The organism is Cognatundibacterium rugosum, from assembly GCF_014284365.1.
Lineage (GTDB): Bacteria > Pseudomonadota > Gammaproteobacteria > Burkholderiales > Burkholderiaceae_D > Undibacterium > Undibacterium rugosum.
The window spans coordinates 19,742-33,473 of record NZ_JACOGG010000001.1 but is presented as its reverse complement, the minus strand read 5'-3'; the positions used below and the strand labels follow the sequence as shown (position 1 = coordinate 33,473).

Below are 13,732 nucleotides of genomic sequence, written 5' to 3'. Positions count from 1 at the left end.
ATCCGAATAAAGTTTGTCGGGATCTGAGCGAAGAGAAGGGGCCGTTGGCCTCTTCTGCTTTTTAAGGTTGTTTGTATGCCGAGGATCAGGAGGTAAGTTCATGTGAGGTGAATGCTTTTTGGCCAAAGCAGGCCTTATGCTGCACTAGGAGAGCGACAGTTGCAGTACCTGTAACTGTCGTTCAAAGTTATTCCTCCAAGTTCTACAAATCTGGCGTATTGATCTGCTGCCAATCATCCGCAATCGACTTCCAGTTCACTGGACGCTCGACGGTCTGGCCTTTGCCGTCCTGGCCTGACCACACTGCCCAGAAGTCCGGATCGTCCGATTTCGGACGGTGCTGCTCAGGCAGCGCGTTCATCTGCACCAATACCGGCAGCTCAGACGCCCAACCGAGCAGGATGGCGTGGCGGGAAGGCAGTGAGGGCAAATCGCGCAGCAAGCCGCGCAGGTTGTCGGGCACCAACTTGTGCACCAGTTCCTGGTCCCGGTCATTGCTGATGCGGTGCAGCAGGTAGCTGTTGCACTGGGACAGCACCGTGGGCGATAACTCGCTGGGGCGCTGCGAGGACAGCACGAGGCCTAGCCCAAACTTGCGACCCTCGCGGGCGATCTTTTCGAACACTTGGCAACAGATGGCGGCCGAGTTCTGGTTCTCCGCGTCGTCGTGGTAGCGCTTGATAAAGGTGTGCGCCTCTTCCATCACTAGTACGGTGGGCAAGGTCTTACCATGGTGCAGCTTGCGATAGCGTTGTAGCGCTTCCAGGGTCATGCGGGCGATCACGGCAGTAATGATGTGCACTACTTCGGCAGGCACCAGCGAGAGGTCAATGACGGTGACCGAACCGTTCGATGCTTCGCTGTCGCCGATGTAGTTGCGCAACCAGTCGTCCAGTGTGAGGTCTGGGGTGGTGCCCGAAACGATCTTCATGCGGCTGTCCGACAGCAGGGTGCGAATGCGCATCTGCATGGTCTCGACGTACTCGGAGACACCGAGTAGTTCGGCGGTGGCCTCGACGCTGCGGAGAAGCTGGTCGCCGGTGAATGGGCGCGGCACGTCTGCGTCGATGGGCAAGATGTCTGTATCGCTGCCGCCGAACGTAGCGTGCGCTGACTGGATCAGCGACAGTAGTTCGTCAACGTCGCCGCGCGTGAACTCGTAGGTTGGGTATTGACCGAGGCGAGCATTGATCAAACCTGTGATCTTGTCTCGGGTAGCACCGAGTGCTGCTTTTTCGTTGTCTGAGAAGGAGTCCTGGTTCGCCAGACCTTCCTGCCACTTCTTCAGCTTTTCAAAGAAGGCTTTGGGCTGGGGGAACTTACCCCATGGACTACCGGCGTTGCGCTCTAGTTGCAGGATGCTGACCAGGGTGCGCAGATAGCGGCGCATCTCATGGCTAGGCGTTACCGTCGCGCCAAACACGCCGTCGCGAACTGATCGTAGCGCCTGCACCAAGGTCGGCCGCTGGGTCTTTGCGCTGGCCTGAGTAAAGGCCGCCCACTCGGCACTGTTCCAGAACCATAGCGGGATCTGGAGTTGCTCGATACCGTCGCTGGGTTCAACTGCAAACACCCGCACCTTGCTCATGTCGCGAAAGGTGTTTGCGTACTCGCCATTGGGGTCGAGCACAATGAAGCGGGCGTTGGGGTCCGCGCCGTTACGGGCCTGGCGAGCCTCGTCCATTGACCAACGGATCAAGCCTGCAACTGAGCAGGACTTGCCGCTGCCGGTATTGCCCAGCACCGCCAGATGGCGGCCGAACAGACGGTCTGGATCGATCTTAACCTCGGCGTTGGCAGCCAGTGGGCTGGTGCCGATCGGTACATGCCGGTTGTCTCCAGACTCTACGATGGCACGGAGCTGGTTTTGTGTCGGCAGCAACACCGAATCGCCAACAGTTGGGTAGCTTTCTACACCGCGCCGGAAGCGATAGCTGTCATGGCCATTTGGGTCCTTGCTCTCGTAAGCCAGCACCCCCAGCGGGTTGAGGCTCATCTTGCGCAAGGGATAGGGCAAATCTACCAGACCGAAGTCCTGCATACCCTTGCGCTTGGGGTACTGCGAACGCTCGATGGTGATCCACTCGACCTGAGCAACCAAATGTCCGTCGTCACTTGGAATCAGCACATAGCCGTTGATGCGAGGGAAAGGCCGCGGTGTGCCAGTATTGAGTGCCACGCCATCGGGCGCTTCGATGTCGAGCAGCACCTTGATTTCGTCTGGTGAGACGAAGTCGATGGTGCCGATGCGCAATGAGTCGGCATAGGCTAGGGGGGACATGCTCATGCAGGTTTACTCCTGTCGGAGGTATCTGCTTCCGGTCCTGCACCTTCGGCAGATTGTGTCTCTGTCCCCATGCGCTGCTTGAGCAGTTCGCTCATGCGGAAGGTGGTCTTGTCGACAGCGGGTTTGGGCAGGTATTGCTCGGTCAGGATGGTCAAGTCCGCTAATGCGGGGCCGATCAATAGGCTTATCTGGGAGGGCCGTCCTAGCTCTTGGTAGGTCTGCATGATTCGACCTAATGGGTCGTCATAAGAAATTGCTACAAGATGCGTCGATGGGATGGTGAGCATATCGCGCATGACGCGATTGATGTGTTCATCGCCAAAGCTATAACCATAGGTCACTAACGTGCTGTTCGGGCGGCACACCGCCGCCGCAAGATCGCGGAACAGCTCAACGTAGGGATAATCAGCGGTCTCTCTGTCCTTAGCGGCATTGGGGTAGATCATCAGTTCATGCGCTGTTGCCCCACTCAGGCCGGGCGCGTGCAGATATGGCTCAACGCTCGCGGCACCAAACGGCAAACCGATATGCCGGATGTCTTTGTTGGTTTGTACCCAGTCTACAGAACCGTGCAGCTTGGTGTAGCGGGCCACACCCTCTAAGTAGCGCGGCTCGCCACGGATGCCAGGTGGGTTGTAGTGCATGTCCAGATCTACGCGCGATGAGCGAAAGATTGGCATCAGCTTGCCTAAGAAACGGTCTAGGAGATGTAGTCCGGCTAACTCGGCCCCTGCCTCGATTAATCGGTCGTAGTTAGTGGTGAAGATGTTTAGCCGGTCTCGCATCCCGGTCCGGCTAGCGAAGCTCATCAGGAAGGTGACGAGGGTGTTGAAGGCCTGCTCACGCTGCTCGAGGTCTGCGGAGGCAATGCCGGCTTCGCTCGCTAGGATCGATTGGGCGAAGGCGTGCATGCCAGTCTGAAGTTCCTTGCGCAAGGCTTCGGCCTCATTGTCCTTCTGCAGAATTTCAAGCCCTCGCAGCAATTCGTTAGCGACTCGAAGTTGATCTTCTAAGTTGCCCTTCTTACGTCCAGCTGCTTCAGAAGCTTTTTCGGCAGCCTGATTTATTTCATCTTGATATTGGCTCAACGTCAAGTTGCCCATGCCAGTAGCGCCTTTTCCGGCAGCCAGATAATGCACCGCGTGTGTCAGGCCCGAGCCAGCTAGCAGCGATAGGTGCTCGGACTGGAACAGTGACGTCAGCCAGGGCTCGATACGGCGGCGTAGCTCCTTGTGTCCGAACTCTTCAGAACTCAACCAAGAGGCTTCTGTGCCTGAAAGCAGCTTGAAGTTATTGTCGTCATACTTGAACTGCAGCGGTACGTGGTCATCACGAACCTTGAGGAAATTGAGTGGTTCTTTTCTTTCACTCATTTCACACTCCTATAGATATTTTGATCACTGCCTGCTCCCTCTCGCCGGAAATGCTAGAACTCACCGAGGGAGCGACAGTAGGAAATTGTCGGCAAGCTCAAACAGACAATCGGTGGGATCCTCCCCGCGTTCCTTCATGTGCAGCATCTCGCAAAGCTTCTCGTCATTGACGATGAGCATCAGCTTGCCATGCTCACGCATAGCACCCTGAGTCATCGTAATCGCGTGCGGCTCAGCTCCTGCTCTAGTCAAAATGATGGCCACTCGCCGAAGTCCGCGTTCGAGAAGATACTTTTCCGTCGTGAGAATCTGCCCTTGCTTGATCTTCCCCGAGTAGTTTTTGAATTCAAAAAGAACGTAGCGACTGTCAAGATGGTCGATTACGAACTTCCAGAACTCAGTGGTAGGTCTGACACGACAGATGAAGTCAAATCGGTTCAGATCATCATCAGTCCGCTTTTGGGAATGCCATCCATGGAGATCGTTTGGAAACAGGTATTTGAGGATCTTTTCACAAACACGCTCATACTCCGACCACGCTTCCTTTCCTCGCTTAATAGTCTTGAGTTCTTGGCAAAGCGCTGTTCCCCTATTGTCTTCGGGGATGGTTGGCAGGGACTCCCCAAGTGGCTTACTTCTTTGCCGAGGATCCTCGCGCCTAGTGCCAGCTGGATGAGAATCGCTCTGGTCAACCTCAATCAGTGCATCAAGTTCCTCCGATAGTCCGGAGGATGTTGCGGCCCAATTCCGAAGGTCAACTCGGTCGACAAAAGTGACATTGAACTTCTGCTCCAGCATTTCACGCAGTTCGGGGGGCAAGACGCAGGAAACCACTAGCATGCATTTTTGCGCTTGGGCTACCGTCCCGTTATATGCGAGTCGTGTTGCCGCAGCTTCGATGAGAGTAGGTTGTGCACGTACCGTACGGTAGTACTTAACCTCTACAGCCCACTTCTCATTTCCAAAGATGCCAAACAAATCGAAGCCTTTGTCTCCTCTGGATGGGTTGACTTCGATCTGGAAGTTGGCGGCCTCCAAAATGCGACTTACAAGATTTTCGAATAACTCCCAAGTTGGTTTGGATGGCTGCATGCTGTGATTTCTTTGGATGATATGTATACCTAGCAATGATATTTGGATATTCAAACCATTAGCAAGAAGATATTTTGTAAATAGCAATAAAGTACAAGTGGCGGGTGAGGCTGCCAAAGGAACAAGAATTATCGTTATTTCAAGCGCTGTTGAGTTCCATTAATCGAATTATTTCCGAAACAATTTCGTCTTCAGAAAGCTCTCGGCCTAAACCTTCTTGCATAAGAAGCACGTGCTGTGCCATAGATTTAATAGTAGTTAAATAGCTACCTGAATAAAAACTGCCGCAATCAGGCATCCCGGTCATGGGCAAAAGTGCCTGCTCAAAATACTCCCCCAGTACCCTAGCTATGCCGTTCACATAAAACCAAAATCCTAGTGTTTTTAGACATTCGGTGGCAGAAAGATAAAAACTATATGCTTGCCTAGTGGCTTTTGCGAGACGAATGCAAACAATCAAGACTGTTAGGCCTTCCAAACTTCCGTGGGCAACCATAGCTTTTCGACGTTTTCTCAGCCAGCGCGGATCATAAATAGTTTGTGGGGACTGCGTCATTCTTTGCAAAAGTTCATCGCCAAACTTGTCCGTACTTCCTAGCAGATCTTTTGCAATTGCAATAGCTGAATTGTCTAATCGTAGGGCACGCCACAGCTGGCAATTAAGAATCGCCTCCGACCCCGGGACTTTCTCCTCTGCCAAACGCACGACCGCCGCTACAGGTTTATGGTAACCATTTTTATAGTCACCCCACCGGCGGCGAACACCCAAAGCCCCCCTGTCGCCGACAGGTTCTATTAAGCGCTGAACATCGCCAATGGTCTCAACATTCAAGCTCATTTTCAGCGAGTGGAACCAGGAAATTGTTGCAAGCATGCCGGGAACTTTGTTCAAGGGCACGTTGCGAAATTTCTCATCCGACGATGCGAAAGTTTTTTTATTCACCATTTCCCCTTATAAATCAAGAAGTTACTTTAATTTTAATTGATGGTTTAACCAAAAAACGTCTCACTAGGCAAATAAAAAGCAAAGCCATACCATTAGGAAGGGAACCTTACGGAGCGTGACATGGATAACCAGAAAATTGAGTCGCATAAAGCGCAGTGTGTGGCGGAAGAACTATTGGAATGCTTGTCCGAAAGATATGGGGCTGTTTTGAGTTCGAGAGCACTGATAAAAGAGCTAGGCTATCCATCAGCAGCATCATTTCAGCAAGCGCTTGCACGGGGCGCGGTTCCTGTTCCTATCTTCAAAATTGAACACCGTAGAGGTAGCTTTGCGCTGGCGCGGGATGTCGCAATTTGGTTAAGTCAGAAGCGAACCATTGCTATTGGAAATAGATAATTTTAATTGAGACCAATTTAGCCGATGACGCTTAATACGTTTAGTGCTGCACGATACAACAAGGAGAATGCAATGTGAGTCGCTAAAACAAAAAACGCCATAGGGCGGCAACCCTGTGGCGTTTGTACCGAGGAAGCCCTCAGATTTTATCTACTTTTTAAATGTACTCGTCCAATCGTGGCGCGTCAAGGGCTTCCTTTCATTTTTAGATTTCAAATGTCAGTTTCTATGACAAGAAAGGAATTCTCATGGCTAAGCCCATGCATATCAGTTTGTCTCGCCTCAAGGAGGTATTGCGCCGTCAGGATCCCCCACAATGGGGGCAAAAATATGACCCAGCTATTCGGGCCACTAGGGAAGAGGCTCCCTCTCGCAGCCGTTTCGCTCAAGTATGGTCGGAGCGTTTAGGTCGATATTGTCACGCTTTGTCCTCAGTTGAAGAAAAAGCCCTCATATTAGCTCTGTTCAATCCTAACTTATTTGAACTCCAAGAACAGCGCATTTTATCGACAGAGGCGAGGCCACATCCGCTTGCAGGTTGTGTTTTAGCGAGTGGTATGAAGTTACCGCCCGTAAAGGGGACAATCAGCGTTTGCGACCGATTGGACCTGATCAAGTTGCATCCTTTATTACGTCTGACTCATCCAGAAACATCGGAGCGGATTGTGGTTCCAGTACCCTGGATCGGTGACTTCTTGTTATATCTCTTGGATAAAGAAGGACCATATTGTGTTAATTGGACGATTAAAGGTGCATCGGAAGATTTTCAGCGTCAATCACTGAAGTCTCGGCCAAGCAGAAACCAGCAGGACGAAATAAGTCATGTTCGTGGTCGACATGCAATTGAGGCTCTATATTACGACGACGCGTGTATCCCGACCATCCGGATAGTCGACAGTGACTTGCCACAGCTACTGATCCAAAATCTTCGCAGTCTCCTATTGTTGCAGCATCATGCCAAGCATACAGATTCAGGAATATATTCCGAAATTTGTGATCGATTGCGGGCAAGTATTCTGACTGGCCGAACGCCTCTGGATGTATTGCTATCGGTAACTCATCGCCACGATTTGACTCTGGACAACGCAAAAGCATGTTTTATGCGTGCCTTGTGGAAAAGAGATGTATTAGCTGAGTTGATGGAAGAGCCGATTTTTATTGATCGACCTTTGCGGCCGCAGCGGCGTGATCCTCTTGATGTTTTCTCCGCTTGGTTTGTGCGGCCTTTAAGCTAAGGGAGAAGATATGCAAATCGGCACACAACTGATTGCCCCCGAAGGATTTGATGGGCTATGCAAAGATACCGTGTATCACTTTTTGCGGAGTGATTCTTTACGAGAACGCGTCATGCTGGTGGAATTTCGACGTAAGACAAATAAGAAACGCCAGCAGAATTTGCAAAAAGACGAAACGAGTGTGACATCAGGGGCACCAATGCACTATCGGCCACTGATACATTTTTTGTCGCGTTCTCGCTTTGAATATGGCATTGAAGCCGAGCTTATTAGTGTTCGCGATGAGCAGGAAGAATTACCACCTTGGTTCCGTGGATTAACTGTTGAAGATCTTGGGCGATATCTATTGCCGAAACCAAATCAGAAACGTAGCCATCAGGATAGAATCGACCAAACACTGGCGCATCTCTGGCCATTGGTTAATAACGTTAATCAGATATTGCAGGCAGAGTTCCCTGACAGGCTAATTAATTCCCATGCCCGCTCTTGTAAGCCGGTACAGCATGAGACAAGGCTTCGCACGGCATTTTATGCTTATCTCTGCTATGGAATGCAGCGTCTGGCGCTTCATTACGCTGTACATCAAATCGGTCGTTGGGATCGGTTACTTCATAAACGTAAGTTTGGCAGGCCATCACGCATTAATGGGGAACATTACGGATTTGGATCGAATGATCCAAAAATGATAGAAGAAATTCTGGATGGATATCGCCGATTTGCTGGAGCAGGGCAGCATATGAGTCGTATCTATCATCTAACGCTCACCAAGATCTTTGGTTGTGTCGTACAAAAGAATCCAAATGGCATGCGAGTCTTTGTACATCCATCCGGACATCCATTTCCATCGCTGGGTCAGTTTATTTATCGAGTTGCACAAGTATTTCCACTTGAGCAGCGGCAAATCCATAAATATGGTTATACCCGAGTTCGCAACCGACTTACGCATTCTCAAGGCCGATTTGCAGAGAGCGTAGGTAATTTGATGGAGAGGACAGAGCAGGATGCATATTGCTGTGAGCAGGTTGCAGTTGGTTATCTTTCGGGAAGTCATTTACCTGCTCTTTGGGTAGCAAGAATTCGCTGTATGGTATCCGGCATGATTGTCGGAATTGGTTTTTCAGTTGGAGCAGAGTTGGCTTCTGCGTACCGTATGGCATGGTTTTGCGCCGCTATCGATAAGGTGCTATTTGCCAAATTGTTCGGCATGGAATTGAAATTGGATGATTGGCCAAGCATTGGCCTGTCTCCACATCTCATAAATGACCGGGGTCCGGGGAGTACTGCAAAAGCAGATCCAACTTCTACGTCCTTCATGCCAACAATTAAAGAGGCCGCTCCCAGCTATGCCGGACAATCCAAAGCATCGATTGAAACCAAGCATCCAAAGAGGGTGAAGTTGGAGGGGAAGCCAAGCTATAAGGAAACCCGAGCCACTATTCCTCAATTGGCGGTGCAGGAAATCGTCCGAGTCGTGATCGATAATAATTCAACAGACATATCGGACAGACTCAACAACAAGATGTTAACGGATGTTGCGCTTCCAACACCTGTTGAGTCTTGGAAATACTTCAACCGACGTGGGCGCAATCATGCATTGGCGGTGACATTCGAGGAGGCCGTTCGCATGTATTTGGATCCCATCGAGTTAGTCGTTCGTGACGATGGAATATATTTTAATGAATTACGGTACAGCACAGATCATCCTGCTTTTTCCGTTCAACTTCAAAAAGCCCATTCTCAAGGACGTTTTAGAATATCTGGTTACATGTTCAGTACTTGTGTACGCTACTTATGGGTGGAGATAGGGACGACGCTGTTACAAGTTGCTGCAAGGGTGAACATCCGTGATGGAGACGAACAACTCTATATTTCTAACATTGAAGCCGAACAGCTTGCGCAAGTCAGAAAAGATGGGCAGCTAAGGCTAAAATCATCTCGCCCTGCTGTTAATGCTGAATTTGAAGAAATGTACCGGCTTGTGACGGGGCAGACATTTGACCAGAGTATTTTAAAATTTGGTCGTAATCGGCGTCACACTGTTGAATCGCGTGCGGAAGCTCAGCAATTAAAACGCTACCTTCATGGGAATGGAGGTAAAAAATGATTATCCCTCGAGAGCCACAAATATGGCTGGAATGGTTTGATCGCTTTCAAAATAAGGAAGCGATTCGATTATCGGCTTATCACGCTGGGGAATTGATCCATGATCTCCATGAACTTACTCCTGAGAGCGCTGCTTTAAGACTGGAACAAGTATGGTCCAAGGTTTTTGTGCCAAGCCCACAGCACGTCGATATTCTATCCAACCTGTTGGATCAGGCCAGGACATTTGCAATAGCGTCTTTCCCAACAATTAAAGACTATAACCGGCTACGTTATGACTTGCAGTCGGCAACTCACGTCAAACAACCAATCCGTTGCTTGACTGGATTGGCTGGCGTCAGCAAGTCATCTCTTGTGCAGGCATTTGACAGGATATGTCGACTTCAGTTCGATGGCGAATTCATCACGGAGACTCAGAGAATTCGAATTTATCCAGTACGGAGAGTGGTCATCGATGGACATCAGGCTGTTCGTGGTGTTCTCAAAAGTCTCGCGAATCCGTTAGCTATCAATGGATCTAACGGCCAACAAATTGACGTATTGATGGCACATGTTTCGGACTGGCTGATGGCTACTGCAACCAGTTTGCTGATCGTAGATGAAATGCAATTTTTTACTCAGAGTAATACTGCGAATACCCGTACATCGCAACTGATTTTGTCTTTGGCGAATTTGAGACCGCCATTATTGTTTGTTGCCAACTATTCGCTGGTTCGAAAACTGATGCAGAGACCGCACGAGGAGAAAGATCGACTCTTGAGTTCACCAATCATACTGAATCCGCCTGGTAGGGAGGACGCATGTTGGGTAGACGTAATCAAAGAGTATTTTGCCGTGTCGCCCGGGACATTCCAATTTGATCCGGTCGAATATGCGGATTTGCTGCACCAATACACTGCTGGCCTTTTCAGAGCATTGAAGCGTTTGTTGATCTTAGCTTATGGGATCGCTCGCACCAATGGTATTCATGTCGTTACCGTTGATGATGTCAAGGCAGGATATCGAAGCCGCGAGTATTGTAGCTATCGTCGGGACGTAGAGGATGTGATATCGCTCGGAATATCCAATTTATTGGAGGAGCGACGCCCAGATTTGCTGTGTCCATTTTCTGAAATTCCGTTTGAAACACACTTCAAGTCTACAAATATACCCTCAATTGAATCTGCGTTGAGAGAAATGCCTGCCGCTTTGCTAGAAAGTGCACTTAGCCCCGCCGCGAGGGCGACAGTTAGGGAGTTACGAAAAGCAGCAAATCAGACGGAGGACCAACGGATAGATGCAACTATTACACCGTTGCCCAAACGCCAGTCTGTTTCCGCACAGACATTGCATGCAGGTGCCCAATTGCTCCGCGAGGGGACTTTCAATAGTAGCGGCAAGTCTACACGCGGGAAGGGGAATCATGAATAACCAGACCGAGTTTGATGGATTCACAATTGGATTAAAGCCACTTGCAGATGAAACTCTGTTTAGTTGGTGCAGTCGATACCATCGACTATCTGCTCACGGTTTGGATCGCGTCACTTGCCGGCAATTGTTTGGTCATCACCAGACTGGCGCAGCCTATGATTTTCCCGCTCGTATAGGGGCGCTTGCCAGTCGGGCTGGGGAGACATTGGGAACAGCAACGGAAATTATTCATCAGCGCACGCTATTGCCGTATTACTTGCCATTCCGATCTGTGCAATTGGCGGTTCGCGCAGAACACGCGATGTTGGGACATGGAATTGGTCATCTGAAATATCGGCTAGGCTTATTAACGAGTGGAATTGGTGCTGCACACCCTTTAAAAGCATGCCCACAGTGTATCGTTGACGATATTAATGAATATGGTTGGGCATACTGGCACAGGTGCCATCAATTGCCTGGAGTGTGGGCGTGTAACCGTCACCGTGTGGGATTGAATATATCTCCCCAGAAGCTCGATCAATTAGCCAGATTCGCATGGGTTTTGCCAGGGATAAACAACGGCGCGCCTGTGGCTCCACTTGAGCGTTTGGATCCGAATTCAGATGAATTCGTGTGGCTAACCAAACTAGCCTTAATGTGTAACGGCATCCTGAGCGTTAAAGCGGGAGATTTTGCTGATTCAATGTGCGTAGCCAGTACCTTCCGGAGTCGTCTTATTGACAGAGAAATGGCGAATCAACAAGGACGCGTTCGCTGGTCTTCAATGGAATCTGTTCTCACACAAGTCTCTGAAAAATTATCGTACTTACCTGAGCTGATCCATCAAACGGATTCTGAATACCTGCGCAATCAGTTGCAGGCGATCTTGACGGGTCGCGCATTAACGCATCCACTGCGTTACCTAATATGGATATCTGTTTTTTTCGATGACATACCTGATTTTCAGAGGACTTATGCGTCAACAAGTAGCAAAGGTTTATCAGATTCTTATGCACTTCAGAATGCTACGAAATTGCATACTCCGAACAGCTCAATAAAGGTTTTGATACAGCAAGTTCTGGATAACAAAATGAGCGTTTTACAGGCTGCAAAAATTGCTCATGTGAACTACCTCACAATGGCCATTTGTATAAGTCGACAGGGTGGTGAGCTTCAAACTCGTCCGAAGAAATTGAAGGCAGATATTCGTAGGAAAGTTGAATCGGCGCTTCGTGCTGGACATGATAAAGCCCAAATTGCTGAAGAATTTGATATATCAGTCACCTCAGTGACCAGGGTCTTGCTGACGACACCTGGTCTTCAAAATGAGTGGCGTGAAGAGAAGTTTAAGCAGCGCGGACATATCGCTCGCCAGACTTGGTCAGATATTTTGCAAAACTATAGTTTTTTGGGAATTAAAATACTGCGGAAACTTGAACCGGCTGCGTATGCGTGGCTGTATAGAAATGACAGGGATTGGCTAAATAATTGTCTGGCTAACGTGCCTACGAGAGTGTTGACAAATCACGCCGAAAAACGAATTGAAAAAACGGACCAGCGTATTGCAGATACCGTTCGGCGCATAGCAGCGCAAAATGTAAATCAAGTATGGTCTTTGTCGGAACTTAAGCGCGCAATTCCTTCTCTTAGGAAAGTTATCATCAATCCTGGACAATGGCCTTGCGCTTCACAAGCACTGCGGCAAATTTTGCAGTTAGTCAAATTGAAGCGTTGAGGGGAGACGATCTAAATTCTGCCTGTACCTGTCTTTGTCGAATTGAGATAGCACCAGTCTTGAGCTGCTGCCGGAGTGCCGCTTCAACATTGCTGATGTTTGCGCCGGATATTGAGCATGCTTCTACTAGGCTGATACCATTACGAAAGGCTGCAATCGCCATTTGTGTCGTATCTGTAAGATGATTTGGTACTTTGTCTGAGCATTTCAGTGCAGTTAAGGCTTCATCTGCATTGTCAAAGAGTACTGCCAGTATAGCCGCGCAGGTCAATGCGGGATAGGCAAGATGCTTATCTTGGGTGGCTCCATCAATTTTACGGATGTACGTAGCTGGTTTTTTATCTACGACTTCAGGCATATAGCGCAATAGCCAACTTTGAGGGAACTGCTCCCGAATCAGGTCGCTTACCACCGGTCGCTTCCCTATTTCGCCAATGCGTAAATTCACTTTTTGGCAGGCTTCACTAACCACTTTTGTCCATGCAGCAATGGGGTAAGGAACAGGAAGTTGTAACCAGCTTGTTAATATTTTTTCGAGCCTAACAATAACTGGGTCGTGAATTTCCGTTTCCATTTCAACATAACTTACACTGAGTGGACCATGCGTATTTTTATGGCCAGGCACAAAGAAAGTCATTTCAATAGGTGTTTGTATCGTTGGACGGAGATGCTTTCTGCACCAGTCTATGCCAGGTAGTTGATGCAGTCGACGCCAGTAGCTAAATCCATGTGCAGCAGTATCAATATCTCTGCAAGATGGGCACCAACACATCGTATTTGCTGGCAAAAGGCCACGATAACCTACCAGTCCAGCGCGTTTGGTTGTGCTTTCAGGATTATCAGAGTAGCGATTCATCGGGAAATGAGCAGGTAGCATAGAATGCTCGGTTTCAATCTTGAATTTGCTTGTTCCGATTGCTTCACCAATGAGCCAGAGTAGCGGTACGTTACCTTGATCTGTTGAATTAGCTCGTAACGCTCTGATCATCTGGTTTCTAGAGGTTAAGCCATTTTGGCGGGCTAAACGTCCCAAAATCCCTATGGCATGTTCGTCAGGTAAAGCAATAGGTATGCTGGGTATCATTTTGGTTGTTGCCTGATTTTTTTAAAATAACCAGCATAAAGATTTACGGTGGAATGGTAAACCGATTAGTTTTCTAGGTGACCTATTCTGAT

At 49.2% G+C, this 13,732-nt stretch carries 10 protein-coding genes; 5 read left to right on the top strand and 5 right to left on the bottom strand.

Translation table 11 applies throughout. The features are described 5' to 3' along the window. Window positions 1-202: 202 nt before the first annotated feature. From H8K47_RS00120 to H8K47_RS00105, 4 genes are all read right to left on the bottom strand, one after another. The gene (locus H8K47_RS00120) at window positions 203-2,287 is read right to left on the bottom strand and encodes an ATP-binding protein (RefSeq protein WP_186879406.1); all 2,085 of its coding nucleotides are present in this window, start codon (window positions 2,285-2,287) and stop codon (window positions 203-205) included. After that, window positions 2,284-3,660, bottom strand: a complete 1,377-nt coding sequence (locus H8K47_RS00115; RefSeq protein ID WP_186879405.1) for an SIR2 family protein — start codon at window positions 3,658-3,660, stop codon at window positions 2,284-2,286. Before H8K47_RS00115 ends, H8K47_RS00120 begins: the two co-directional genes overlap by 4 nt. A gap of 60 nt (window positions 3,661-3,720) precedes the next feature. Beyond that, on the bottom strand, window positions 3,721-4,752 hold the full coding sequence (locus tag H8K47_RS00110; RefSeq protein WP_186879404.1) for a restriction endonuclease: 1,032 nt from the start codon (window positions 4,750-4,752) through the stop codon (window positions 3,721-3,723). A 139-nt stretch (window positions 4,753-4,891) separates the two neighbouring features. Then, complete coding sequence (locus tag H8K47_RS00105; RefSeq protein WP_186879403.1) at window positions 4,892-5,698, bottom strand: hypothetical protein; 807 nt, start codon at window positions 5,696-5,698, stop codon at window positions 4,892-4,894. A gap of 120 nt (window positions 5,699-5,818) precedes the next feature. Between H8K47_RS00105 and H8K47_RS00100 the strand changes: the two genes are divergently transcribed. The 5 genes from H8K47_RS00100 to H8K47_RS00080 all read left to right on the top strand — a co-directional run bounded on the left by H8K47_RS00100 (window position 5,819) and on the right by H8K47_RS00080 (window position 12,556). Next, the gene (locus H8K47_RS00100; protein ID WP_222612698.1) at window positions 5,819-6,094 is read left to right on the top strand and encodes a hypothetical protein; all 276 of its coding nucleotides are present in this window, start codon (window positions 5,819-5,821) and stop codon (window positions 6,092-6,094) included. Between the two features lie 248 nt (window positions 6,095-6,342). Then, window positions 6,343-7,329 (top strand): PDDEXK family nuclease, encoded by a 987-nt coding sequence (locus H8K47_RS00095; RefSeq protein WP_186879402.1) that lies wholly within the window; start codon window positions 6,343-6,345, stop codon window positions 7,327-7,329. A 10-nt stretch (window positions 7,330-7,339) separates the two neighbouring features. Then, a complete protein-coding gene (locus tag H8K47_RS00090; protein ID WP_186879401.1) occupies window positions 7,340-9,433 on the top strand; it encodes a hypothetical protein in 2,094 nt (697 codons plus the stop codon). Beyond that, a complete protein-coding gene (locus H8K47_RS00085) occupies window positions 9,430-10,842 on the top strand; it encodes a P-loop NTPase family protein (RefSeq protein WP_186879400.1) in 1,413 nt (470 codons plus the stop codon). Before H8K47_RS00090 ends, H8K47_RS00085 begins: the two co-directional genes overlap by 4 nt. Then, window positions 10,835-12,556: a TnsD family Tn7-like transposition protein gene (locus H8K47_RS00080; protein ID WP_186879399.1), complete on the top strand. Its 1,722-nt coding sequence runs from the start codon at window positions 10,835-10,837 to the stop codon at window positions 12,554-12,556. The genes H8K47_RS00085 and H8K47_RS00080 overlap by 8 nt, the downstream gene beginning before the upstream one ends. Here H8K47_RS00080 and H8K47_RS00075 read toward each other — a convergent pair. Beyond that, window positions 12,540-13,640 (bottom strand): TniQ family protein, encoded by a 1,101-nt coding sequence (locus H8K47_RS00075; RefSeq protein ID WP_186879398.1) that lies wholly within the window; start codon window positions 13,638-13,640, stop codon window positions 12,540-12,542. The two genes, H8K47_RS00080 and H8K47_RS00075, sit on opposite strands and share 17 nt — an antisense overlap. Window positions 13,641-13,732: the final 92 nt, after the last annotated feature.